The 23,165-nt window shown below is 63.0% G+C and carries 23 protein-coding genes; 11 read left to right on the top strand and 12 right to left on the bottom strand.

Features of this window, described 5'->3' with window-relative positions; genetic code table 11:
* Positions 1-38: 38 nt before the first annotated feature.
* Both RA302_RS13550 and RA302_RS13545 read right to left on the bottom strand, forming a co-directional pair.
* Positions 39-1,610: a GMC oxidoreductase gene (locus RA302_RS13550; protein WP_243617232.1), complete on the bottom strand. Its 1,572-nt coding sequence runs from the start codon at positions 1,608-1,610 to the stop codon at positions 39-41.
* A 102-nt stretch (positions 1,611-1,712) separates the two neighbouring features.
* Positions 1,713-2,264 (bottom strand): TetR/AcrR family transcriptional regulator, encoded by a 552-nt coding sequence (locus tag RA302_RS13545; protein WP_092765579.1) that lies wholly within the window; start codon positions 2,262-2,264, stop codon positions 1,713-1,715.
* Between the two features lie 124 nt (positions 2,265-2,388).
* Between RA302_RS13545 and RA302_RS13540 the strand changes: the two genes are divergently transcribed.
* From RA302_RS13540 to RA302_RS13530, 3 genes are all read left to right on the top strand, one after another.
* The gene (locus RA302_RS13540) at positions 2,389-3,405 is read left to right on the top strand and encodes an iron-siderophore ABC transporter substrate-binding protein (protein ID WP_243617231.1); all 1,017 of its coding nucleotides are present in this window, start codon (positions 2,389-2,391) and stop codon (positions 3,403-3,405) included.
* A gap of 41 nt (positions 3,406-3,446) precedes the next feature.
* Entirely contained in the window at positions 3,447-3,656 is a 210-nt protein-coding gene (locus RA302_RS13535) for a hypothetical protein (RefSeq protein WP_243617230.1), read from the top strand.
* 213 nt (positions 3,657-3,869) lie between these two features.
* On the top strand, positions 3,870-5,312 hold the full coding sequence (locus RA302_RS13530) for a sugar porter family MFS transporter (RefSeq protein WP_019748260.1): 1,443 nt from the start codon (positions 3,870-3,872) through the stop codon (positions 5,310-5,312).
* 88 nt (positions 5,313-5,400) lie between these two features.
* Here the strand turns inward: RA302_RS13530 and dxs are convergent, their stop codons facing one another.
* Positions 5,401-7,347, bottom strand: a complete 1,947-nt coding sequence (dxs, locus tag RA302_RS13525) for a 1-deoxy-D-xylulose-5-phosphate synthase (RefSeq protein ID WP_019748259.1) — start codon at positions 7,345-7,347, stop codon at positions 5,401-5,403.
* Positions 7,348-7,599: 252 nt separating this feature from the next.
* Between dxs and glsA the strand changes: the two genes are divergently transcribed.
* Both glsA and RA302_RS13515 read left to right on the top strand, forming a co-directional pair.
* Positions 7,600-9,426: a glutaminase A gene (gene glsA, locus RA302_RS13520; protein ID WP_338481086.1), complete on the top strand. Its 1,827-nt coding sequence runs from the start codon at positions 7,600-7,602 to the stop codon at positions 9,424-9,426.
* Positions 9,427-9,435: 9 nt separating this feature from the next.
* Positions 9,436-10,101 (top strand): SIMPL domain-containing protein, encoded by a 666-nt coding sequence (locus RA302_RS13515; RefSeq protein ID WP_243617228.1) that lies wholly within the window; start codon positions 9,436-9,438, stop codon positions 10,099-10,101.
* Positions 10,102-10,151: 50 nt separating this feature from the next.
* On the opposite strand, the gene RA302_RS13510 is transcribed toward RA302_RS13515, so the two are convergent.
* From RA302_RS13510 to RA302_RS13495, 4 genes are all read right to left on the bottom strand, one after another.
* On the bottom strand, positions 10,152-11,798 hold the full coding sequence (locus tag RA302_RS13510; RefSeq protein ID WP_019748256.1) for an MDR family MFS transporter: 1,647 nt from the start codon (positions 11,796-11,798) through the stop codon (positions 10,152-10,154).
* 5 nt (positions 11,799-11,803) lie between these two features.
* Positions 11,804-12,292, bottom strand: a complete 489-nt coding sequence (locus RA302_RS13505) for a MarR family winged helix-turn-helix transcriptional regulator (protein ID WP_003942624.1) — start codon at positions 12,290-12,292, stop codon at positions 11,804-11,806.
* 154 nt (positions 12,293-12,446) lie between these two features.
* Positions 12,447-13,715, bottom strand: coding sequence for a TRAM domain-containing protein (locus tag RA302_RS13500; RefSeq protein WP_113683575.1), 1,269 nt, complete (start codon positions 13,713-13,715; stop codon positions 12,447-12,449).
* 48 nt (positions 13,716-13,763) lie between these two features.
* A complete protein-coding gene (locus tag RA302_RS13495) occupies positions 13,764-15,758 on the bottom strand; it encodes an APC family permease (RefSeq protein ID WP_007732857.1) in 1,995 nt (664 codons plus the stop codon).
* Between the two features lie 171 nt (positions 15,759-15,929).
* Here RA302_RS13495 and RA302_RS13490 point away from each other — a divergent pair, with 171 nt between their 5' ends.
* The 3 genes from RA302_RS13490 to RA302_RS13480 all read left to right on the top strand — a co-directional run bounded on the left by RA302_RS13490 (position 15,930) and on the right by RA302_RS13480 (position 17,671).
* Positions 15,930-16,595, top strand: coding sequence for a TrkA family potassium uptake protein (locus RA302_RS13490; protein WP_019748254.1), 666 nt, complete (start codon positions 15,930-15,932; stop codon positions 16,593-16,595).
* 86 nt (positions 16,596-16,681) lie between these two features.
* Positions 16,682-17,344: a TrkA family potassium uptake protein gene (locus tag RA302_RS13485; RefSeq protein WP_003942632.1), complete on the top strand. Its 663-nt coding sequence runs from the start codon at positions 16,682-16,684 to the stop codon at positions 17,342-17,344.
* 33 nt (positions 17,345-17,377) lie between these two features.
* The gene (locus RA302_RS13480) at positions 17,378-17,671 is read left to right on the top strand and encodes a GNAT family N-acetyltransferase (RefSeq protein ID WP_243617227.1); all 294 of its coding nucleotides are present in this window, start codon (positions 17,378-17,380) and stop codon (positions 17,669-17,671) included.
* On the opposite strand, the gene RA302_RS13475 is transcribed toward RA302_RS13480, so the two are convergent.
* The gene (locus tag RA302_RS13475; RefSeq protein ID WP_019748252.1) at positions 17,664-18,377 is read right to left on the bottom strand and encodes a DUF3159 domain-containing protein; all 714 of its coding nucleotides are present in this window, start codon (positions 18,375-18,377) and stop codon (positions 17,664-17,666) included. The two genes, RA302_RS13480 and RA302_RS13475, sit on opposite strands and share 8 nt — an antisense overlap.
* Before the next feature lie 52 nt (positions 18,378-18,429).
* A complete protein-coding gene (locus tag RA302_RS13470) occupies positions 18,430-18,804 on the bottom strand; it encodes an OB-fold nucleic acid binding domain-containing protein (RefSeq protein ID WP_003942613.1) in 375 nt (124 codons plus the stop codon).
* A 138-nt stretch (positions 18,805-18,942) separates the two neighbouring features.
* Between RA302_RS13470 and RA302_RS13465 the strand changes: the two genes are divergently transcribed.
* Positions 18,943-19,668 carry an alpha/beta hydrolase gene (locus RA302_RS13465; RefSeq protein WP_042951781.1) on the top strand — a complete coding sequence of 242 codons (726 nt, stop codon included), beginning with the start codon at positions 18,943-18,945 and terminating at the stop codon, positions 19,666-19,668.
* An 11-nt stretch (positions 19,669-19,679) separates the two neighbouring features.
* Here RA302_RS13465 and RA302_RS13460 read toward each other — a convergent pair whose 3' ends face one another.
* Positions 19,680-20,519 carry a DUF3710 domain-containing protein gene (locus RA302_RS13460; protein ID WP_243617226.1) on the bottom strand — a complete coding sequence of 280 codons (840 nt, stop codon included), beginning with the start codon at positions 20,517-20,519 and terminating at the stop codon, positions 19,680-19,682.
* A 3-nt stretch (positions 20,520-20,522) separates the two neighbouring features.
* Complete coding sequence (gene dut / locus RA302_RS13455; protein WP_003942635.1) at positions 20,523-21,017, bottom strand: dUTP diphosphatase; 495 nt, start codon at positions 21,015-21,017, stop codon at positions 20,523-20,525.
* A 41-nt stretch (positions 21,018-21,058) separates the two neighbouring features.
* Here dut and RA302_RS13450 point away from each other — a divergent pair, with 41 nt between their 5' ends.
* Entirely contained in the window at positions 21,059-21,556 is a 498-nt protein-coding gene (locus RA302_RS13450; RefSeq protein WP_019748248.1) for a DUF3093 domain-containing protein, read from the top strand.
* 80 nt (positions 21,557-21,636) lie between these two features.
* Here the strand turns inward: RA302_RS13450 and RA302_RS13445 are convergent, their stop codons facing one another.
* Positions 21,637-21,939, bottom strand: coding sequence for a DUF4193 domain-containing protein (locus tag RA302_RS13445; protein ID WP_003942593.1), 303 nt, complete (start codon positions 21,937-21,939; stop codon positions 21,637-21,639).
* 533 nt (positions 21,940-22,472) lie between these two features.
* Here RA302_RS13445 and cei point away from each other — a divergent pair.
* The gene (gene cei, locus RA302_RS13440; RefSeq protein WP_003942618.1) at positions 22,473-23,156 is read left to right on the top strand and encodes an envelope integrity protein Cei; all 684 of its coding nucleotides are present in this window, start codon (positions 22,473-22,475) and stop codon (positions 23,154-23,156) included.
* Positions 23,157-23,165 lie beyond the last annotated feature (9 nt).

Here is a 23,165-nt window from a genome sequence, read left to right as displayed (position 1 = left end):
GTGCCTTCTGGTACGCCGTCCGTGGCGTTTGCGCAGGTTCAGAATAGTTTTCCCACATCGTCTTTCACGATGTTCTCGAGCGCACGCTCCGCGACGGCGGCGATAGTCATCGACGGATTGCACGCAGCGGAGTTTCCCGGCAGCAGAGCGCCGTCGAGCACGTACAACCCCCGCTGGCCCAGAACCCGCCCATCAAGATCGCACACCGAGTTCATGCAGGCACCGCCGAGGGGATGCCACGTGGACGGCAGTATCGCGTTCGTATCGGTGAGCAGTCCTCCTGCCGCGATCCGGTGGGCGGCCGGCCCGATGTGGCCTTGCTGGATCGCCGAATCCCCGTCCTTCGGCCAACGGAGCACCGCCTCACCCCGCGCCGAGTCGTACACGAACCGACCTCGGTCGCGGCTCACACCGAATCCGACCATCACCGTGCTGTGAGCGTCGAACGCCACCGGCGGGAACGACGCCTGAATGACGGTGAACGCGTTATGCGGGTCGTCCCAGTTCCGGCTGCCGTAGACGACCGGCCCGCCCTGTGTCGCACCGAAATTCTCCGCGAGATCCGACCAGATGTAGATCCGGTCGGCATTGGTCCCCCATCCCGCGCCGAGTTCGTCGGGCAGATCCGTGATCCGCCCCGTTGCTGCGGCGCGGACCAGGAGTTTGGTGGTGTTCATGCTGCCGGCAGCCATCACGAGCGCATCCGTCGTCAAAATCTTGTTCTCGAGAATCTTGCCGGAAATGTCGGTCCGGTCCACGTACACACGCCACCGTCCGTCGGCCGCCCGCTCGACATCGGTGACCTGGTGCAGAGTCTCCACATTCACCAATCCGGTCGCTTCCGCTGCCGCAACGTAGGTGACATCCACCGAATGCTTGCCCCCGTTGTTGACACCGAGCGCGCCGTCACCGTTGGTGTACGACGGCTTCATCTCACCCCTCAGTTCGGCCAACGCGTAGTTCCAGTCGATCGGCATCGGAATCTTCGACACGGGTAGACCGGAACGCGTTGCGTTACGCGCGAATACACGTGCCGCCTCGTAGTTCGGGCTGGAAATCAGTTCGTCGGGTGCAGTTTCCACTTGCAACATCCGCGCCACCCGCGGGTAATGGACGCGGTCCATTCGTGCGTAATCGAGCTCCTCCGGAAAGTGCGTGTTGAAGACCGCTTCTTCCGGTTGCAGCGTCATCCCTTGGTACACAAGCGATCCGCCGCCCACCCCGGCTGCGCAGATCGCGGTCATGTTCTCACCGGTCACCGTCTCCAACAAACCCGCGTATGGCTCGAAGATCGCCGGCCTGCCGAACAGAGTCGGGTTGGACTGATGCCAGAGGATACGCTTGTCTGGACTGGCGGGATGCGGAAAAGTTTCGGCATTCGGCCCGGTCTGCCACCGAATCCCTCTCTCCAGCAGGGTGACCGGAACCCCGGCCTCGGCCAAGCGAAGTGCCGTCACCCCTCCGCCGAACCCCGAACCGATAACCACGACACGGTGCACTTCACGTGTCAGCGGAATCCCTGTTGCAGCCTTGGCAGTGCGTGGCGCCATCATCGCGACTCCCACGGCGGCCGTACCGGCCAAGAACGATCTACGTTTCACTCCGGACATGACTGGTGCTCCCTCGAAGAATGTCGCCAGAGAATTCCGGGCACGCCAAAACTAGACACTCTGACGCTTAAGTGTCAAGGTTTTGGCGGAGCAGGCGAGGAACTACGAGTTCGACCGGATTGCGGGCCCGAGCCACCTCGAGAGAAAGGCCCGCAAAGAGTCATCGGAATGGACGAGGTCACTGTCGAATGCAACAACCGAAAGCCCCAGTCGCACGGCAATTTCCACTATCTCATCCAACTCCGCCTCCGTGGCGAGGCCACGTTCGACCATAGGGGCGAGCATCTGACCAGCGAAAGGTATTGCTCGACTCATCATTTCGAGATCGAAGACAGGGTTTCCCCGCTCGGCGAGGAGCAGAGTCGCGAGCACCGGGTGAGCACGCACGGCAGTTCGCGCGGCAACGATGAATTCGACGACGTAGTCGCACGCCGTGTCGACCGACTCCACCTGTGCCGTGATCTCCCCGAGAACCTCGACAGCGAGACCGCCCATCGCCTGGGAGACGACCTCTTCACGTGTACCGAAAATCGAGTACACCGTCTGGCGCGAGACACCGGCCGCGGTGGCAACTGCGGCAATGTTCACAGCCTCGAATCCGCCACCTTCGATCAGTCCGAGGGCGGCGCCGAGAATCTTCTGCTGTGATCGCACGAGGAAAGTATCGCCCACCGAAACGGCGCCCTGAGAAACGCGGTCCAGATCCGACTCCCACCTGCATAAACGGCACAATCGGTTTCGTTTGGCTGCCGAAATTCAGTAGGTTAGGCTGCCCTTCATGAAAACTTCTGTTCGGGGCTTCTCTGCCCTCGGTGCGGCTGCAATCGCGGTCACCGCACTTGTCTCGTGCTCCTCGGATTCGGGCACATCCACGACATCCCAAGGTACGGACGGATTCCCCGTCAGCATCGAGAACACCTTCGGCACCACGACCATCGACTCGAAGCCCGAGCGCCTCGTCACCCTCGGATGGAACGCGCAGGACATCCTGTACGCACTCGATCTGACTCCGGTCGGACAGCCCAAGTACACCTACGGTGCGGACGACAACGGCGTCATGCCCTGGGCCCAGGACTACTTCGACGCGGACAAGACAACGCTCTTCGACATGCCGGCCAGCGGAGAACCGCCGATCGAGTCCATCGCGTCGTTGACCCCCGACGTCATCCTGGCGCCGTACGAGGGCTTCGAGGAATCCGTCTACAACCAACTGAGCAAGATCGCACCGACGGCCGCTTATCCCGGCGCAGCGTGGCAGACGTCCTGGCAGGACCAGACCCGCATCGTCGGCAAGGCAGTCGGCAAGAGCGAAGAGGCCGAGAAGCTCGTCGACGGCCTCGACGCGACTCTCGCCGATACCGCCGCAGCCCACCCGGAGTTCGCCGGAAAGACATTGGCAGTGGTCAACTTCGACACCGATTCGAGCAACATCAACGTCTATCTGCCCACCGACCCGCGGGTCCAGGTGCTGACGGAACTCGGATTCGTCAACGCGCCGGGCGTCGAGAAGCTCGCCGCGGACAATGCAGGTGGATCGTTCTTCAAGACGATCTCCTACGAGAACATCGCCGACATCGACGCCGACGTGATCGTCGGCTTCACCGACGGCTCCGGTGATCCGTCCGGCATACCCGCAGTCGGTGGACTCGACGCGGTCAAACGCGGATCCACCGCATTCCTCAGCGACACCCGCGTCATCGGCGGACTGAGCAACGTCAACGTCCTGAGCACGCCTTGGGTCCTCGGCCAGATCACACCGACGTTGAGTGAAGCCGCAAAGCGCGCGACCGCCTAGAAACGGGATTTTCACGACACCCTCAAAGCCAACTCCCACGCATGAACTACACGAGCGGGTTCACTCTGAAGCCTGACGCCACAGACACGATCCGCGAGATGTACTTCTCCGGGGAATCCGAATCCACTTCACGTATCTCGAAGATCTTCACAGCGGTATTCGGTCGATTGGGCGCGCGGGTGACCCGGAAATTCATGGCAAAGGATCTCGAGGACATCGCAGCCAAAGCTGAGAGTCTCGCGGGTAAGTAAACCGCCCTCACCTGCATCGACATTATTGTTTGCATAGTCACTGCAATCAATACCTTGTCTCTGCGTCCGGTTGTTTCGACCTGGGAATGGACTCAGCTGGATAACGGCGCGTGAGTCCCCGCCAAATCTCGTCCGGTGGGCGTAGCGTGCAGAGTGCTCGCGGATGGATCGACGCATCGGGGTGTCGACCGTAGGGCCTTTGAGGGGGCAGGAATGGCATTCAGCGGAACCGCCTCCGGCGGTGGATCCGGCGCTACTCGCGCCGACGTCGGACATGCAGTGCTCTTCGCCGGCGCCGCCGCGCTCGGTGGTTTTCTGTTCGGATACGACACCGCTGTCATCAACGGGGCAGTCGGTGCGATCCGAGACAAGTACGACATCGGCGCCTCGGGCACCGGGCTCACGGTCTCACTGACTCTGCTCGGCGCAGCACTCGGCGCCTGGATCGCAGGCACACTCGCAGATCGCCTCGGCCGCATCCGCGTCATGCAAATAGCCGCGGTGTTGTTCATAATCGGCGCCGTCGGTTCCGCAGTTCCGTTCAGCGTCTACGACCTCACGTTCTGGCGCGTGGTCGGTGGCCTGGCCGTCGGTTTCGCATCGGTCATCGCTCCGGCGTACATCGCGGAGATCTCTCCCGCTGCGATTCGCGGCCGTCTCGGTTCGATGTACCAATTGGCGATCGTTCTCGGAATCGCTGTGTCGCAGTTGGTCAACTACGCACTCCAGGCCGCGGCCGGCGGCGATCGCAATCAGATCGCGGGCCTCGAGGCCTGGCAGTGGATGTTGATGCTCGAAGCCGTTCCCGCAGTTCTGTATCTGATCATGACGACCACGATTCCCGAGTCGCCACGATTCCTCGTAGCGCAGGGCAAGGACGATCGCGCTCGCAAGATCATCTCCGACCTTGAAGGCGGCGATCACGACGCCGTCACCGAGCGGATGAACGAGATCCGCGACTCGCTCAGCGAGAAGCAGGCCAAAACAACGGTCCGCCAACTCTTCTCGAAGCGGCTCGGCGTCTCCCACCTGGTGTGGGTCGGTATCGCGTTGGCCGCACTGCAGCAGCTGGTCGGTATCAATGTGATCTTCTACTACTCCAGCACCCTGTGGCAGGCAGTGGGATTCGGCGCCGACCGCTCCCTTCTGATCAGCGTCGTGAGCGCCTTGGTCAACATCGTCGGTACGTTTGTCGCCATCGCCGTCATCGACCGGGTCGGTCGAAAGCCGCTGTTGTTGGTCGGTTCCGCCGGTATGGCCATCTCACTGGGCACCGCGGCGTTCTGTTTCCATTCGGCAACAGTGACCAAGAACGAGATCGGCGAATCGGTGGCCACGCTGACCGGAGCCAACGCGACTGTCGCACTTATCGGTGCGAACGCATTCGTGTTCTTCTTCGCTCTGTCCTGGGGCCCGGTGGTCTGGGTGTTGATCTCCGAAATGTTCCCCAATCGCGTGCGTGCTGCAGCAGTAGGAATTGCGACCGCCACCAACTGGGTCGCGAACTTCCTGGTCTCCTGGACGTTCCCGGCACTGGCCGATTGGAATCTGTCGTACACCTATGCCGGCTACGCCGTCATGGCAGCGTTGTCACTGTTCGTCGTCCTGCGATTCGTGAAGGAAACGCGAGGCAGCACACTCGAATCCGTCCAGTAGCGAGATCTCACGGTTTCACACCGAAAAGCGGTGGCCCTCGGATTGATCCGAGGGCCACCGCTTTTCGAGATTATCGTGAGACGAGCCGTCAGCCTTGCGCGACTTCGCCCTGAGCCGAAGCCGACGACGCGTCTTCCTGGACGTGGACGCCGACGCTGCCCATCCCCGCCACCCAGCCGGTGATCTTGCGGGAGAGGTCCTGAGCCGTGAGTCCGAGTTCCTTGTGGATGGCTTCGCGGCTGGCGTGATCGAGGAACTGCTGAGGAACGCCCATGTCGCGGCACGACGTGTGCACTCCGGCGGCACGCATCGCGGCCGAGACCGTCGAACCGATGCCGCCGTGCAGACCGCCGTCTTCGATGGTGACCACGAGGGCGTACTTGTCCGCCATCTTCACCAGCGAATCCGCGACCGGCAGAACCCATCGCGGATCAACGACGGCAACCGAGATGCCCTGCTTGTCGAGCCGCTCGGCAATCTCGAGCGCCAAGGATGCAAACGGGCCCACCGCGACGAGGAGCACGTCGCCTCGCTCACCCTCGCTGGCCTTGAGGACGTCGACCATTCCGTCGAGTCGCTTCACTGCCGGAATCGCTTCGGGTACAGCACCCTTCGGGAACCGTACGACCGTTGGACCGTCGTCGACGAGAAGCGCCTCGTCCAGTTCTTCCCGCAGTGTGTCTGCATCACGCGGTGCCGCGACGCGAATCCCCGGGATGATTCCGAGCAGCGAAAGATCCCAGACGCCGTTGTGGCTGGCGCCGTCGACTCCGGTGACCCCGGCGCGGTCGAGCACGACTGTCACCGGTTGTTTGAGCAGTGCGACGTCCATCAACAACTGGTCGAAAGCCCGATTGAGGAAGGTCGAGTAGATAGCAACGACGGGGTGAAGTCCGCCAAGTGCAAGACCGGCGGCCGAGGTCATCGCATGCTGCTCGGCGATACCGACGTCGAAAATCCGATCGGGGAACTTCTCCCCGAAGGCCGCGAGGCCGGTGGGCCCGGCCATCGCCGCGGTGATGGCGACGATGTCCTCACGACGCGAAGCCTGCTCGATCAATGCGGCCGAGAAGACCGACGTCCAGTCCGGCGCGGACGACTTGGTGCCGCGACCGGTGACGGGATCGATGACGCCGGTGGCATGCATCTGGTCGGCCACGTCGTTCTCGGCGTGTGCGTAACCGTTGCCCTTACGAGTGACGGCATGCACGATGACCGGTCCGCCGTAGGCCTTCGCCCGGCGCAACGCCGATTCCATGGCGGCTTCGTCGTGACCGTCGACCGGTCCGAGGTACTTGATACCCAGATCGGTGAACATGACCTGAGGGCTGACCGCGTCCTTGAGACCCGCCTTCATTCCGTGCAGGACGGAGTACGCGGTGCGCCCCACCCAGGGCAGTCTCTTGACCATGCGTCGGCCACTGTCGAGGGCGCGCTCGTAACTCGGCGCGGTGCGCAGTGCCGAAAGATGGTCGGCGAGGCCGCCGATGGTCGGCGCGTACGAGCGGCCGTTGTCGTTGACGACGATCACCACCGAACGGTCTTTTCCGGCTGCGATGTTGTTGAGGGCCTCCCAACACATTCCGCCGGTCAGAGCGCCGTCACCGACGACGGCGACAACGTGGCGATTCTGGCCCGTGAGCGCGAAGGCCTTCGCGAGGCCGTCGGCATAGGACAACGCGGCGGAAGCGTGAGAGGACTCGACCCAGTCGTGTTCGCTCTCGGCGCGGCACGGATACCCGGACAGTCCCCCCTGCTTACGCAGAGTGTCGAACTGATCCTGACGACCGGTGAGGATCTTGTGCACGTAGGCCTGATGGCCCGTGTCGAAGATGATCGCGTCCTGCGGCGAGTCGAAAATTCGGTGCAGTGCGAGGGTCAACTCCACGACGCCCAAGTTGGGCCCGAGGTGACCACCGGTCGCAGCGACCTTCAGCACGAGGAACTCACGAATCTCGTCGGCCAACTCCGTCATCTCGGCGTGGCTCAACTGACGTAGATCGTCAGGACCCTGAATGCGGGCAAGAACACCCAACGAGATCGCTCCCTCCGTGCTTCACAGCTGCACCGGTGCGCGCCGCGGCTGTCTTCGCGACAGTGCTGCCAGTCTACGGAGCGTTCCGGCGAACCGACACGCGGACTCGGCCCGAATCCGGTGTGACTTCGCGTAACAGCGAAATCCCACGGATCGCTCGTGATCGCAATCACAGACAAATGGGATCCGTCGCAATCGACTCGACAACTCTTGTTCCACAAAACGACCGCCATGTCGGCTTAAGGTCGACACATGGGAACTGTGGTCGAAGACCTGATAACGCGAGTGTTCGACGAAGTCCGATCACTCGACGAGGGCGAGTTGGCCGACTACATCCCCGAACTCGCGGCGGTCGCCCCCGATTCGTTCGGAATCTGCATCGCCACCGTCGACGGTTACGTCTACGAGATCGGCGACTCGCGAATCCCGTTCACCATTCAGTCGATCTCGAAACCCTTCACCTACGCCTTGGCTCTCGCCGATCGGGGAAGCGAGGCGGTTGCCGCGAAAATCGACGTCGAACCATCCGGCGAGCCGTTCAACGAAATCAGCCTCGACCCGCTCACCGAACGGCCACGAAACCCCATGATCAATGCCGGGGCGATCACCGCTGCATCACTGGTCGCCGGCCCGAATCCCGAGGCCCGCTTCGAGCGCATCCGCTCGGCGTACTCGAGGTACGCGGGCCGCGAACTGGCATTCAACGAGTCGGTCTACACCTCCGAGGCGCGCACCGGTCACCGCAACCGCGCGATCGGACACATGCTGCGATCCTTCGACGTCATCACCGGCAATCCCGACGAGGCCGTCGACCTGTATTTCCGTCAATGCTCGATCGACGTGACCTGCCGCGACCTGAGTCTGATGGCTGCGACGATGGCGAACAACGGTGTCAATCCGCTCACCCACGAGCGCGCGCTGGCTCCCGCGGGCGTCGAACAGGTCCTCAGCGTCATGGCTACGTGCGGAATGTACGACGGCGCCGGCAAGTGGCTGGTAGAGGTCGGATTGCCGGCCAAGAGCGGCGTCGGCGGCGGAGTCCTGGCGGTTCTGCCCGGCCAGATCGGCATCGCGGTGTACTCCCCCAGGCTCGACATTCACGGAAACAGCGTTCGCGGAGTTGCGTCTGCCCGTGCACTGTCGAAGGAACTCGAACTGCACTTCCTCCACGTGACGCGGGCGTCACGCTCGTCGATCCGGGCCAGATACAGCGTCATCGAAGCACCGTCGCGAGTACGACGCACCCCGACCGAACAAGCTGTGCTCGACGACGTCGGCAAGCGCAGCCGGGTCTACGAACTGCACGGCGATCTCCTCTTCACCGGTGCCGAATCGGCGGTCCGCGAAATCGGCTCGGTGGACGAGGGCCTCGAAGTTGTAGTCATCGACGTCCGCCGTGTCGACGACGCAAGCGACGTCGCAGTACGCATGATCACCGCGCTGCAGGTTCAACTGGCCGAGCAGGCTTGTGCGGTGGCCGTCGTCGATCCGCAAGGACTGCTGGGACAACGAAGTTCGAGCATCGACCCCGCCAGAAGAAGTGGTCGGGTTTTTGCGGATCTCGATTCCGCCATGCAGTGGTGCGAAGACACGTTGCTTGCGGTGCATTGTGAGGCCGAACGGCAGGCGTCGACGATCTCGATCGAGGACCACCCAGTTCTCGATGCTCTGTCCGCGGCACAGATCGAGGGATTCTCGGCAGAGTTGGAGACCCGTACCTATGCCCGCGGCGAGAAGATCGCCCGCCGAGGTGAATCGGCGTCTGGCTTCTACCTGATTCTCAGTGGCCAGGTCAGCACCATGTTTACCGACGCGCACGGGGTCGAGCACCGCATCACGACGCTCTCCGCCGGAATGACGTTCGGCGAGATGACGATGTTCCTCGACACTCCGTTCCTCAACGACATCCGCGCCGATTCCACGGTCACCGTGGCCGTGCTGACTCCGGAGCGATATGCAGAACTGACCGCGCAGGCACCCGAGTTGAAACTTGCGCTGCTCGAACGACTGGCTGCGGGCGCCTACGAGCAATTGGGCCTGATGTTGCGGAGTGTCATATCCGCCGGACGAATCGGATAGGAAGTACACATGCCGACCACCGCCCTCACCTCGGAACCGTCCACTGTCACGGTGACCGGAACTGCCACTGCAACAGCTGTTCCCGACATCGTGCGGCTGACGATCGGAGTATCGGTGACACAGACGGCCGTTTCCGACGCATTCGACGCCGTCGCGCGTCTGTCCACTGCGCTGACCGAGACCCTGCACGCGCGCGGTGTGCGCGGAGCGGACCTCACCACCGCCGGGCTGAGCGTCCATCCGCAGACTCACTGGAGTGACGGAGGCCGCCAGGAGACAACAGGATTCACCGCATCGACAACTTTTCGAGTCGTACTGCGAGAACTGGAGCCGGAAGCGGCGAACTCCCCCGCCTCCGTCATCGCGGCGTGTGTATCGGTGGGCGGCGACGCGATTCGGCTCGACGGGCTCGAGTTCGACCTCGACGACCGCAGCGATCTGGCGACAAAAGCACGCGAATTGGCATGGACGGCAGCCGAATCGAAAGCCAGACAGTTCGCAGACCTGGCAGACAAAGATCTGGTCGAAGTTCTCGAGGTGCTCGAGGACTTCGACCAGATCGTGCCGATGCGCGGACGTGTCGCGGCGATGAAAGCGGATTCGGCCCCGATAGCCGTCGAACGCGGAGAGATCGAAGAATCGATCTCTGTCCGCGTTCGATGGGCTATGGCGTGACAGAACTGTTCAGAAGACGCGGCCGGCGGTAGACCAGCCGGGCATGCGGATCAGCGAGTGAGGTTCTTCTCTTCGTTCTTCTCTTCGCGCTCTTCTTCGTACTTCTGCTCGGCGTCGGGAGTCGCGATGTCGATCGTGGTGCGCAACGGACGGTTCGGGATGAAGATGACCGACACGAGCGTGACCACAGCGACGACGGCTGCGACCAGGAAGATCCGTCCTGTTGCGTCGCCGTAGGCGAACCGAACGATCTGCGAGACGAAGTCAGGCATATTGCTCAGGTCGAGGCCGTCCTGGAGGCTCTTTCCAGCTACTGCCTGCTGCTCGGGCGGCAAGGTGGAGACCGAATCGACTGTCAGTGTCTTGACGCGGGTCGCAAGAATCGAACCGAGCACCGACACGCCGATCGCGCCGCCGAACGTGCGGAAGAACGCCACGATACTGCTGGCCGCACCGATGTTCTCGACGCTGACCGTGTTCTGCACCGCGAGCACGATGTTCTGCATCAACATGCCGGTACCCAGACCGACGATGGCGATGAAGATTCCGATGGTCCAGAGGCTGGTGGCGTGGTCGATCGTCGACAGCAGCCCGAAACCGACCAGCAGCAGAACTGCGCCGGCGACGATGAAGGGCTTCCACTGACCGAACTTGGTGATCAGCTGTCCCGAGCCGACGGAGGCGACGAGCATGCCTGCGACCATCGGAATGGTGAGCAATCCGGCTTCGGTGGGATCGAATCCGCGTGCGGTCTGGAAGTACTGCGTCAGGAAGGTCGTCGCACCGAAGAGGCCGACACCGACTGCGATCGAGGCGATGATCGCGAGAGCAGTTGTGCGCTCGGTGATGATCTTGATCGGCAGGATCGGATCCTTGACCTTGGATTCGACGAACATCGTCAGGCCGAGCAGGGCCAGACCACCGATGACGAAGAAGGCCGACTCCTTCGAGAACCAGGCGTAGTAGTCGTCCTGACCGGCAAACGAAACCCAGATCAGCAGGACGCTGACACCGGCGGTGAGCAAGGTGGCGCCCATCCAGTCGATGGAGACGTTGTCCTTCTTCACGGTCTCGACGTGCAGTGTGCGCTGAAGCAGGAACAGTGCGATGACTGCCAACGGAACACACACGTAGAAGCACCAGCGCCAGCCGGCAGTGTCCACGAGGACGCCGCCGAGGATCGGTCCACCGGACATCGAGACGGCCATTGCCGCACCCATGTATCCGGAGTAGCGACCACGATCTCGCGGCGGGATGATCGTGCCGATGATGGCTACGACGAGAGCAGTCAGGCCGCCCATGCCGATGCCCTGGATGACACGTGCACCCAGCAGCAACGGAACATTGTGCGCCGCGCCGGCGATGACCGAGCCGATCACGAAGATGACGATCGCGGTCTGGACCAGGACCTTCTTGTTGTAAAGGTCGGCCAGTTTGCCCCAGATCGGCGTCGATGCCGCAGTGGCGAGCAGTGCCGTGGTGATGATCCAGGCGTACTGCGTCTGAGTTCCGTGCAGTTCACCGATGATCGTGGGAAGCGCTGTCGAAACGATGGTGCTGCTGAGCAGCGCGGTGAACAGCGCTGCGATGAGTCCGGTGAGTGCTTCGAGAATTTCGCGGTGAGTCATCGCGCCCGCTTCGCGAGCCGATCCGTCACCTCCGGTACTTGCCCGGGTTTCTCCTACTGTTGCTGCCATGTGCCTTATCTCCCAATACTTTCTACGCCCGTGTGCGGAACTGCCGGTGAGGCCTGCCGATTCGATGCGCCGAACGTCTCGTTGAGACGTTGCAGCGATGTCACTGCGGCCATGGCCTCTTCCTGGCTCCAGTCTTCGAGCATGTTGCGCAAACGCGCCGCACGCCGCTGCGTGGTTCTCCGTAAAACGTCGTGTCCCTCTTCCGATACTCGGATGCGGAACGCCCGCTTGTCAGCCGGATCGGGATTTCTCTCGACATACCCAGCGTCGACCAGATCCGACATTTGCCGGCTGAGCGACGACTGACTGACACACAGATCGACGGCCAATTCGTTCTGTCGGCACTCCCCACGCGCTGCCAGCATGAACAACACACTGACCAGCGCAGGCGGCAGCAGGCTGTCTGCACCGGTGGTGACCGCGGCTCGCAGCGATCTGCCGAACATGAAGATCGTGTCGACGAGCGCTTGGGCCGTCTCCGGCTGTACCGACATTGCCTACCCCTGAATTCGAGTGGCTCGAACGAGCCGTGACTTGAAAACGGAAAACTACTTGCAGAACGAAACTATACGATTAGTTGCGTAATGCAAGCAACTGTTCTGAACGCGAGAAGCGTCACACCGTTTCAGGGAAAGATTTCGGGACGCGTCAGCGTTCTAGGAGCGCGATGCACTCCATGTGGTGTGTCTGAGGGAAGGCGTCGAACGCCCGGAGGCCGCCGATTCTGAAGCCCTGCTCCAGGTAGAGACCGATATCGCGGCCGAACGACGCCGGGTCGCACCCGATGTGCACGATCCGTTCAGCGCCCGTTGCGGCGAGAGCTTCCACGACCGGACGGCCGGCTCCCGCACGTGGCGGGTCTAGCACGACGACGGCAGGCGAACGCTCCAGCTCCGCGATGACGTTCTCGACGCGGGCGCTGTGGAAGCGCACGTGACCGAGATCGGACAGAGCCGCCCGCCCGTCCGCGACTGCGCGCGCCGAAGATTCGACTGACTCCACCACGCCGGACGGCCCGACAAGGTCGGCGAGCACGGATGCGAAAACCCCGACTCCGCCGTAGAGATCCCACGCCGTGTCCGCGGTAGCGGCGCCGGCCCACTCCCCGACCACCTGTGAGTACGCGTTCGCAGCGCCGCGATGGGCCTGCCAGAAACCGGTCGCGGCCAGCTCCCATTCTCGATTGCCGACGCGCTCGATCACTGTGTCCGATCCGATGGCCACTCGGGTCTTTCGCGGGCCGCCGCTCGCCGCTCGGCGTGCCATCGCGCCGCGACGCCCCGGCGTCCGCCGTCCCGTCTTGGACACCGCGGGTGCGGCAACTTCCACGACGTGCCGCTGACCGGCAGCGTCGAGAACGACCTGCAGCTCGCTCCCTGGCGCCCATTGCGCACCGCCGAGACCGTCGTACGCGCTCTGATCGATCTGGGTGCAGCGCAAGTCCGTGACGATCCGGTTGCTCCGGTACGCGTGGTATCCCGCGACCCCGTGCCCGTCCACCGCCAACCGGACTCGCGTGCGCCAACCCGTTCCGTCTCCGGTTCCAGGTAGTTCCTCTACCGCGACGTCCGATTCGACACGAGCGAGTCGCAGAAGCTGCTCACGCACGACCGAGGTCTTCATCTCACGTTGGACACTCAGATCCGCATGCGAGTAGTCGCAGCAGCCCGCCCCGCCCGGGCCGGAGATCGGGCATGTCGGATCGATGCGATGCGGAGATGCGTCGAGAACTGTGATCGCGTCGGCGCGGCAGAACGATCCACCCTTGTCCTCCGTCACCCGGACCAGCGCCCGCTCCCCCGGCAAACCGTGACGGACGAACACGACCCGTCCCTCGTGCCGGGCGACGACGAACCCGCCGTGACCGGGGTTGCCCAGATCGACCTCGAAGGTCTGCCCGGTCCAATTCTCACTCAACGAACTACGCCTGCCATTTCGATGTTGCCGATCATTTTTCGCCGGTGATCATTTCTCGCCGGTGTCGTAACCGCGACGCGTGGCGCCTGCGGTCTTCTCGATGTCCAGCGGCTTTGCCTTTGCCGACGAACTCAGCTGCCACGGAACGCTGGTCACCATCACGCCGGGCTGGAAGAGCAGACGACTCTTCAGACGAAGCGCGCTCTGATTGTGCAGGATCTGCTCCCACCAGTGTCCGACGACGTACTCGGGAATGAAGACGGTGACGACATCACGCGGAGCATCGCGTCGTACACGCTTGACGTAATCGAGAACCGGCTTGGTGATTTCGCGGTACGGCGACTCGATCACCTTGAGCGGAACCGTCACGTCGCTCTTCTCCCACTCACGCACGAGTGCACGGGTGTCGGGCTCGTCGACGTTGACCGTGATGGCTTCGAGGGTGTCCGGTCGCGTGGCTCGCGCGTAGGCGAGAGCTCGCATCGTCGGCATGTGCAACTTCGAGACGAGCACGATCGAGTGCGTGCGGCTGGGAAGTACGCCGTCCCACTCCTGCTCCTCGAGCTCGGCTGCGACGCTGTCGTAGTGCTTGCGGATCATCTTCATCACGATGAAGATCGCGACCATCGCGACGATGGCGATCCAGGCGCCGGCAGCGAACTTGGTGATCAGAACGATGATCAGGACGGTGGCGGTCATTGCGAGACCGATCGAATTGATCACTCGCGAGCGCTGCATCCGGGCCCGCTGTGCCTTGTCGGTCTCGGACTTCAGATGCCGAGTCCAGTGCTTGATCATGCCCGTCTGGCTGAGCACGAACGAGACGAAGACGCCGACGATGTACAGCTGGATGAGCTTGGTGACCTCGGCGCCGAACACCACGACGAATGCGATCGCAGCACCGGAGAGGAAGAGGATTCCGTTGCTGAATGCCAGTCGGTCGCCGCGCGTGTGCAGCTGACGCGGTAGGTACCGGTCCTGCGCCAGGATCGATCCGAGTACCGGGAATCCGTTGAACGCGGTGTTCGCGGCCAGAACCAAGATCAGTGCCGTGACGATCGCCATGAAGAAGAATCCGATCGGGAAACCACTGAACACGGCTTCGGCGATCTGCGCGATCAAGGTCTTCTGGTGGTAACCCTCCGGCGCACCGACCAGCTGTTCCTGCGGATTGTGTGCGTAGACGATGCCGATCTTCTGAGCCAGGATGATGATGCCCATCAACAGGACGATGGCGATCGACCCGAGCAGCAGCAAGGTCGTGGCCGCGTTGCGCGATTTCGGCTTCTGGAACGCCGGTACGCCGTTACTGATGGCCTCGACGCCGGTCAATGCAGCACAGCCCGAGGAGAAGGCACGCGCGATCAGGAACGCGAAGGCAATTCCGTACAGATGCGAATCCTCGGCGTTGAGTGTGAACGACGACGATTCCGCGTGCACGTCTTCACCAAGAACGTAGATCCGGAAGAATCCCCACCCGAGCATCAGGAACATGCCGACGATGAATGCGTAGGTCGGAATTGCGAACGCGGTACCGGATTCACGGATACCGCGAAGGTTGACCGCGGTCAGCAACACGATCGCCGCAACCGCGAACAACACCTTGTGCTGCGCGACGAACGGCAGAGCCGAGCCGATGTTCGACGCCGCCGACGAGATCGACACAGCGACCGTCAGCACGTAGTCGACCATCAGCGCACTACCGACGGTCAGACCGGCGGTCGGGCCGAGGTTGACCGTCGCGACCTCGTAGTCGCCGCCACCGGACGGGTATGCATGGACGTTCTGGCGGTAACTCGCCACCACCACAGCCATGACGATGGCGACGGACAATCCGATCCAGGGTGTGTACGCATACGCGGAAATACCAGCGACGGAGAGAACCAGGAAGATTTCTTCGGGGGCATACGCGACGGACGACATCGCGTCGGACGCGAAGACCGGTAGTGCAATTCGCTTGGGTAGCAGCGTGTGCCCGAGTTTGTCGCTTCGGAACGGCCGACCGAGCAGGAGCCGCTTGGTAGCGGTCGAGAGCTTAGACACGTGCAAAGCGTAAGCCGTCTCGCCCGATTCGGAGTCATCAGAGCCCCAACTTCACCTTTTGTCGTGACACCCGGCACGCAGGCGACCGTTGTACTTGCTCTTCCCGTGAGGGGCTGTACCGTTCGATTCGGCGTGCAATCGCGCCATGAGGGTCCATGAACGGAGTAGGGCGTGTATGTCGTCATCATGGGGTGCGGTCGAGTGGGTTCTTCCCTCGCCGCGTCTCTGACCAGGATCGGACATGAGGTCGCCGTCATCGACCGCGATCAGAGTGCGTTTCTGCGTCTCGATCTCGACTTCCCGGGAACCAAGGTTCTGGGAATGGGGTTCGACCGTGACGTGCTGGTCCGGGCGGGCATCGAGCGGGCCGACGCCTTCGCTGCGGTGTCCTCGGGAGACAACTCCAACATCATCGCAGCGCGAGTCGCACGCGAGACTTTCGGCGTCGAACGCGTCGTCGCGCGTATTTACGACGCCAAGCGTGCCGCTGTTTACGAGCGCCTCGGCATCCCCACCGTCGCGACCGTGCCGTGGTCGACGGATCGCTTCCTTCACACGCTGACCAAGGAAAGTCAGACCGCGAAGTGGCGCGATCCTTCGGGCACTGTTGCGATTACCGAACTTGCCCTGCACGAGGATTGGGCCGGCAAGCCGATCGCACTACTCGAGAGCGCGACCAGTTCGAGAGTCGCCTTCATCATCCGATTCGGAACCGGCGTGCTCCCCGATCGCAAGACCGTCATCCAGGCCGACGACCAGGTCTACATCGCCGCGGTATCGGGAACCGTCGCCGAAGCGATCGCACTGGCCGGCAACCCGCCGCCGAGTGACGACTGACGGAGGCCGCAGATGACTGATCCGAACGCCGCCCCTCACAACAAGCCTGCGACTGTGTTGCACTACAACGTGATTGGAAGTTCTCGATGAAGGTCGCCATCGCCGGAGCCGGCGCAGTAGGCCGCTCCATTGCGCGAGAGCTGATTCGAAGCTCACACGACGTCATGCTGATCGAGCGCAAACTCGATCACATCGAACCGGAGTCGGTGCCCGAGGCGAAGTGGGTACACGCGGACGCGTGCGAACTCAGCCGCCTCGAGGACGCGTCGATGGAGTCCTACGAGGTCGTGATCGCCGCAACCGGAGACGACAAGGCCAACCTGGTCCTCAGTCTGCTCGCGAAAACCGAGTTCGGCGTTCGCCGAGTTGTCGCCCGCGTCAATGATCCCCGCAACGAATGGCTCTTCGACGAGTCGTGGGGCGTCGACGTCGCCGTCTCGACACCGCGGATGCTCGCTTCGCTCGTCGAAGAAGCCGTCTCCGTCGGTGACCTGGTCAAACTGATGACACTGCGGCAGGGGCAGGCCAATCTCGTCGAGATCACGTTGCCCGACAACACACCTCTTGCCGGAAAAGCCGTCAAGAAACTCGAACTTCCGCGGGACTGCGCACTGGTCACCATTCTGCGGGGCGGGCGTGTGATCGTCCCGCAGATGGACGATCCCATCGAAGGTGGAGACGAACTCCTGTTCGTCGCGGCCGTCGACGCCGAGGATCAGTTGCGCGTTGCACTCCGCCTGGAGAACTGACCGACGAACACACTGACGACGAAAGGGAATCACATGGCACAAGCACCCGAAAACACCGTAGTCACCGACAATCCAGCCCAGAGCCGGTACGAGATCCATGCAGACGGCGACCTCGCCGGCATCGAGGACTACACCACGTCCGGTGACGTCGTCTCGTTCAACCACACCGAGATCTACCCGGCCTTCGAAGGTTTCGGGCTGGCCGCGATTCTCGTCCGCCAGGCTCTGGACGACCTACGCGCCCGTGGCCTCGAGGTTCACCCGGTCTGCCCGTACGTCGTGAAGTTTCTCGACAAGCACCCCGAGTACCAGGACCTGATCAGCTGAGATCGCGGTCTTCGCGCGGCTTCGTCAGATTCACCGAGCCCACCTCTTCGGACCCTGCGTCCGTTGCGGTGGGCTCGCTGCTTTCGGGCTCCACAACCGGTTCCGGCTCGACGATGCGATCGGCCTTCCGCACAGCCCAGACCGTCACGAGCAGCACCAAACCGGTCAATGGCCAACCCATGCCGATACGCGCGACTGCGAGCCATCCGGTGTGGTCGGTGTCGTAGAGCTGTGACTGAACGAGATACCGTGCACCGAAGACCAGCGCCCACGCCGCCGTCGCGATGTCGTAGAGCCGGACGGCGGAGCTGTGCTTGCGCCACAGATTGCCGTGCCCGTTGAGATAACCCCAGATGATTCCGACGAGGGGCCAGCGCACGAGGATGGAAATCAGGAAGACCGCACCGTAGGCGAGGCTCGTGTAGATACCGAAGAGGAAATATCCTTTGGCATCGCCGGTGCGATAGGCGATGAACGCGGAAACTCCGACTCCGAGAAACCCGGAAATTGCGGGTTGGAGGGAATCCTTGCGGAAAAGGCGCCAGGCCGCGATAGCGACAGCGACGCCCAATGCGGCCCAGATTGCCGCGGTGAGGTTCCAGATGCTGTTGACCGGGACAAAAATCAGAATCGGCAAAGACGAATAGATCAGACCACTCAGCCCGCCGAGTTGGTCGATTACCGATCGCTGTTGTGTTTCAGTCACCTGTCGAGGGTGCCACAGTCACCGAGTTGCACGGTAAATGCGGGAAACGCGCCTATTCGCCGCGCAGTTCGTAGTAAGGGTTGAAGATCGCCTTGCGACCGTCACGCTCGCCCACACGACCGCGGATCAGCAGGGTCTTACCGGTCTCGATTCCCGGGATCCGGCGACGCCCGATCCAGACGAGATTGATCACCTCGGTGCCGTCGAAGAACTCGGCCTCGATGCTGGCATTTCCCGACTTGGGACACGCGTCGACGCTGCGGAGTCGGCCCACCATCGTGACTTCTTCACCGCGACGACAATCGCAGGCCTTCTGACCTCCGGAAGCCTTGTTGGACTCGGCCATCTCCTGGGCGTCCAACTGGTCGACGTCCTCGGTCAGACGCTGGGTCAGTCGACGAAAATATCCTGCGGCGGCGGGTGCCATTGCGCGCTCCTGCGAACATGTGTGACGCAAGGGTTTCGCGTCACGTGAAGGGCTGTGTGATCGCCACTGTAGACCCATTACGAGCGTGTAACCACACCGGTCAGTCCGCGTCTCGGGGGCACCGGGCAAGATCAGAAGATGCAGAACTCAGAATCGGCGACCGTTGCCGTCGTTCTCCCAGGTACAGGCTCTGACGCCCACTTCGCAGACCGCGCATTCCGGGCGCCGCTAGCGGCTCTGGGTGTGCGCATCGTCGCAATTGAACCGGACCCTCGGCGTGTCGTGGACGGCTATCTGGACGCGATGGACCGAGCCGCGGACACACACGGCCGAATCATCGTCGGAGGCGTCTCGATCGGGGCCGCCGTGGCGCTCCAGTGGGCCGCCGAGAACCCCGATAGAACCGTGAGTGTGTTGGCAGCGCTTCCGGCCTGGATCGGGTCGGCGGACGACGCACCCGCTGCAGCGAGCGCGAGGTTCACCGCAGCACAACTGCGCTCCGAAGGATTGGAGGCGGTGATCGCAGCGATGCTCGCGTCGAGTCCGGCGTGGCTCGGAGCCGAACTCGAGCGCTCCTGGCGCTCTCAATGGCCCGATCTCCCGGCCGCGCTCGACGAGGCGGCGTCGTACCACTCGCTCAGCGAGAGCGCGTTACAGGCGGTGGGCATTCCGGTCGGCATCGCTTCGGCGGTGGACGATCCGGTTCATCCCGCGGCAGTGGCGCAGGCCTGGGCGAATGCACTCCCCCGCGGCGCAGTCGCCACGACGACGCTCGACATGATCGGGCGCGACCCCGCGGTTCTCGGGTCCACCTGCATCAAAGCGCTCGCGGCGATCGAATCCGATACCACCGCGAGCGCCTGAAAGAAAACCTGCTATTGACCCAATTGCTGCATGGCAGAACCGGATTCGCCGCTACGCGGCGGCGGGGTCGGTCGCGCTGGAGGTGACGGCGGAGCGGGCGGAGCTGACTGCTGTTGCTGCTGGGCGGCGACTTGTTGCTGCTGCGCTGTTGCCAACTGCTGCTCGTGTGCGGCCGCCAGCTGCTCGGCGAGTACCTGCGGGAGCACGACGGGCAGCGGTGTCCGCACCGGATGCGGCTCCGATCCTCGGTTGACGACGGTGTCGCGCAGGATGTCGCGTGCGATTGCCACCAAAGGGGTGTTCGCGGCGGTGGATCCGCTCGGACCCGCTACCACGCAGCGGACCATCCACCGCGGACCGTCGACGCCGATGAACCGCAGGTCCATGTTGGCCGTCACGGCAGCCAGTTCCCGGCCCCAAGGGCCGTTCTCGACGCTCACCGCAGAATTGTCGTCGCGAAGCGACTGCGCGAGTTCGGCAACGACCTCACGCCACTGACCGGGTGATTTCGGGGCGGCGTATGCAGCAACCGTGATGCGGCCATGTTCGGTGACCAGGTGCACGGCCTGCGGCGAACCGTTGGGTGCCATCTCGACCTGCAACTGTCCGCCGGTCGGCATCGGCACCAGAACGGAACCGAGATCCAGGCGCTGACCGTCACGGCCTGCCGTCGGATCGTCGGAATCGATCTCCGTGATGTCGTAAGGGCCTTCCGATTCGTCACCGAACTCGTCGCCGGCGACGTCGAGATCGTCTTCGACCTCGTCGATCTCCACCGACTCGTCGTTCTCGTCACCGAAGAAGCTGGTGGTTTCCTCGTCGACGTCTGTCTTCTTCTTGCGTCCGAACATGATTCAGACTCCCTCTCCGACGACCGCGCCAGGCGCATCGGTATCGAGTATCGCGTGACCGCCGCTGGAACCGTAGCCTCCGGTTCCTCTGGTCGTGTCGTCCAGCGACTCGACTTCCTCGAAAACCGGAAGTTCGACTCGTTGAACCACGAGCTGAGCGATTCGGTCACCGCGGCGGATGTCGATGGCTGTGGCCGGATCGAGATTGATCAAGCAGACCTTGAGTTCGCCCCGGTATCCCGCGTCCACGGTTCCGGGCGCGTTCACGATCGACAGTCCCGATTTTGCGGCAAGTCCGGAACGCGGATGGATCAACCCGACGGTGCCCACCGGCAAAGCGATCGCGATCCCCGTTCCGACCAGTGTTCGGTGGCCGGGTTCGATGGTGACATCGCTGGTGGAGCACAGATCCACACCCGCATCTCCGGGATGCGCACGCTGTGGAACGGGCAGGTCTGGATCCAGTCGCTTCAAGGCGATGGAGAGATGGTCGCTCACGTGGGCCAAGACTACTCGTAGCGACGGACTATCCTTGACAGGTGCCCGAAACATCTCGACCTGACGTCGCCACCACAACGCCCCCGTCCACGACGCTGTTCTCCGAGCGCTTGTGGGTGCCGATCTGGTGGTGGATCGCCGGGCTGGCCGTAGCCGGACTCCTCGCGGCCGAGGTCCACATGGGCCGTCCGGGGCTTCTCTCGTACCTGGCGTACGTCGTGCTGCTCCCCATCCCGATCTGGGCGGCATTCTGGCTCAGCCGGATGCGCGTCGAGGTGGTGGAGACAGCAGGGGTGAAAGAACTGCACGTGGGTCGAGCCCACCTGCCGGTCGAACTGATTTCGCGGGCGGCAGCAGTGCCGGCTTCCGCAAAGAGTGCGGCGATGGGGCGCCAACTCGATCCGTCGGCGTTCGTCCAACATCGCCCATGGGTCAAGACAATGGTGTTGATCGTGCTCGACGACCCGGAGGATCCCACGCCGTACTGGCTGGTGAGCACACGTCGTCCCGCTGATCTGCTGGCTGCGCTGGATCGCTGACCAGCGCGGTCACAGCAAAGCAGTACTTCCCGACCCTTGGTCGACCCGCGAGCTGACGGGTCGACCACCGGGAAGGGAGATCAGGCAGCGCAGTCCATGCATACGAGCTGTCCGTTGGCATCACTGGCCAGGCGGCTGCGGTGATGAACCAGGAAGCAGCTCGAACACGTGAACTCGTCTGCCTGCTTCGGAACAACTCGAACCGAGAGTTCCTCGCCGGAAAGGTCGGCACCCGGCAGCTCGAAGGACTCCGCGGTGTCCGTCTCGTCGATGTCGACGACGGCTGACTGCGCTTCGTTGCGTCGCGCCTTCAGCTCCTCGAGAGAGTCCTCCGAAACCTCGTCGGACTCTGTACGCCTCGGTGCGTCGTAGTCAGTTGCCATCTCGTCTACCCCATCCTCTTCGTGTATCCCGGTCCCGTGTGCGCCGAGAATCCGGTAGATCCTTGATGCGCATGGAAACCGCCGTGGCATCCAGATCATTCCCTGTCGCTGCATAACGCTGCAGGACTGGAATTAGTGCCCGGAAGTTCCTTCCGGGAACGTGATCTGCGCCTCATTTGGTTGTCATTTCGGCGTCCGGCCGATGCCCAGTTGAACGACCTGGGCCGCCAGACAGTAGCCGACGTGAGCACGAAAGTAGTAACCGAATCGGAAATTTCCGAAAAATGACTGCGAATTGCCACCAAGGCAAGAGCAAGCTGTGACCTTTCGGCGACATTTTCAGACCGGATCCGGGTAGAAACTGCCCGCTAGTTGCCCAACTACCGTTGGGCGATCGCCAGCGGCTCGACGCGTCGAGCCGCGCTTCGGCTGTGTCGTCACACAAGCCCTCTAAGGTAGGCACCGAACGTCATGCCGGCGCCGCTCGGCCCGATGGCGAAGTAGAAGTTTCGTCAAGAAAGTCGAGGGATACCGTGGTTTCTCTGATCACCGAAGGCAGCTCTACCGATGACCAGGGACGTCCGTTCCGCCGTCGGCGCGCGTGGCCGGTGATCGCCGTGTTCGCGGTACTCGCATTGATCGGCAGTGTCTTGTGGGTCCGCATCCTGAGCGCCGAGGCAGAAGTCAGTGACACCGTCGCCTGCAACCTCCCGCAGCCTTCCTCCGATCCCTCGGCAGCGGCGCCACTACCGCTGGGAACCGTCGTCGACCGTTCGAAGCTGCTCGACGTTGATCCCGCTCCCCTGGCGGCCACCAAGGTTCGTGTGTTCAACGCCAACGGCGAACACGGTCAGGCCGCCCAGGTGGCAGCGCAACTGAGCGAGTTCGGCTTCTCCAGCGCGCCGGACGTCCAGGTCGGAAACGACCCCGTCTACGTCGACCAGAACATGGAGTGCCAGGGTCAGATCCGCTTCGGAGCGAACGGCCTCGCCGCCGCCAGTTCCGTCTGGCTGGTCGCCCCCTGCGCCGAACTGGTCCAGGACGGCCGCGGCGACGACACCGTCGACCTGGCTCTCGGCACCTACAACAAGGGCGCCCTGACCCCCAACACCGACGCCACCGCGATCCTGCATGCTCTGGCCGAGCAGCCCGCAAACGCCGAAGTCGCTCCGATGGACATCGCACTGCTCAAAGCAGCGCGCACGGCGCGCTGCTGACAAACCCGG

It is taken from the genome of Rhodococcus sp. DN22 (genome assembly GCF_036669995.1).
Classification (GTDB): Bacteria; Actinomycetota; Actinomycetes; order Mycobacteriales; family Mycobacteriaceae; genus Rhodococcus_F; species Rhodococcus_F erythropolis.
The sequence above is the reverse complement of the archived record's forward strand: the minus strand, read 5'-3'. Positions and strand labels throughout refer to the sequence as shown.

Bases quoted from the DNA above. Each gene is read 5' to 3' on its own strand.
- RA302_RS13465 (WP_042951781.1), top strand. From the start codon at position 18,943: ATGCAGAACTCAGAATCGGCGACCGTTGCCGTCGTTCTCCCAGGTACA.
- RA302_RS13535 (WP_243617230.1), top strand. From the start codon at position 3,447: ATGAACTACACGAGCGGGTTCACTCTGAAGCCTGACGCCACAGACACG.
- RA302_RS13470 (WP_003942613.1), bottom strand. From the start codon at position 18,804: ATGGCACCCGCCGCCGCAGGATATTTTCGTCGACTGACCCAGCGTCTG.
- RA302_RS13445 (WP_003942593.1), bottom strand. From the start codon at position 21,939: ATGGCAACTGACTACGACGCACCGAGGCGTACAGAGTCCGACGAGGTT.
- RA302_RS13515 (WP_243617228.1), top strand. From the start codon at position 9,436: ATGCCGACCACCGCCCTCACCTCGGAACCGTCCACTGTCACGGTGACC.
- RA302_RS13550 (WP_243617232.1), bottom strand. From the start codon at position 1,610: ATGTCCGGAGTGAAACGTAGATCGTTCTTGGCCGGTACGGCCGCCGTG.
- glsA (WP_338481086.1), top strand. From the start codon at position 7,600: ATGGGAACTGTGGTCGAAGACCTGATAACGCGAGTGTTCGACGAAGTC.
- RA302_RS13510 (WP_019748256.1), bottom strand. From the start codon at position 11,798: ATGGCAGCAACAGTAGGAGAAACCCGGGCAAGTACCGGAGGTGACGGA.
- RA302_RS13460 (WP_243617226.1), bottom strand. From the start codon at position 20,519: ATGTTCGGACGCAAGAAGAAGACAGACGTCGACGAGGAAACCACCAGC.
- RA302_RS13480 (WP_243617227.1), top strand. From the start codon at position 17,378: ATGGCACAAGCACCCGAAAACACCGTAGTCACCGACAATCCAGCCCAG.
- RA302_RS13530 (WP_019748260.1), top strand. From the start codon at position 3,870: ATGGCATTCAGCGGAACCGCCTCCGGCGGTGGATCCGGCGCTACTCGC.
- RA302_RS13540 (WP_243617231.1), top strand. From the start codon at position 2,389: ATGAAAACTTCTGTTCGGGGCTTCTCTGCCCTCGGTGCGGCTGCAATC.
- RA302_RS13505 (WP_003942624.1), bottom strand. From the start codon at position 12,292: ATGTCGGTACAGCCGGAGACGGCCCAAGCGCTCGTCGACACGATCTTC.
- RA302_RS13485 (WP_003942632.1), top strand. From the start codon at position 16,682: ATGAAGGTCGCCATCGCCGGAGCCGGCGCAGTAGGCCGCTCCATTGCG.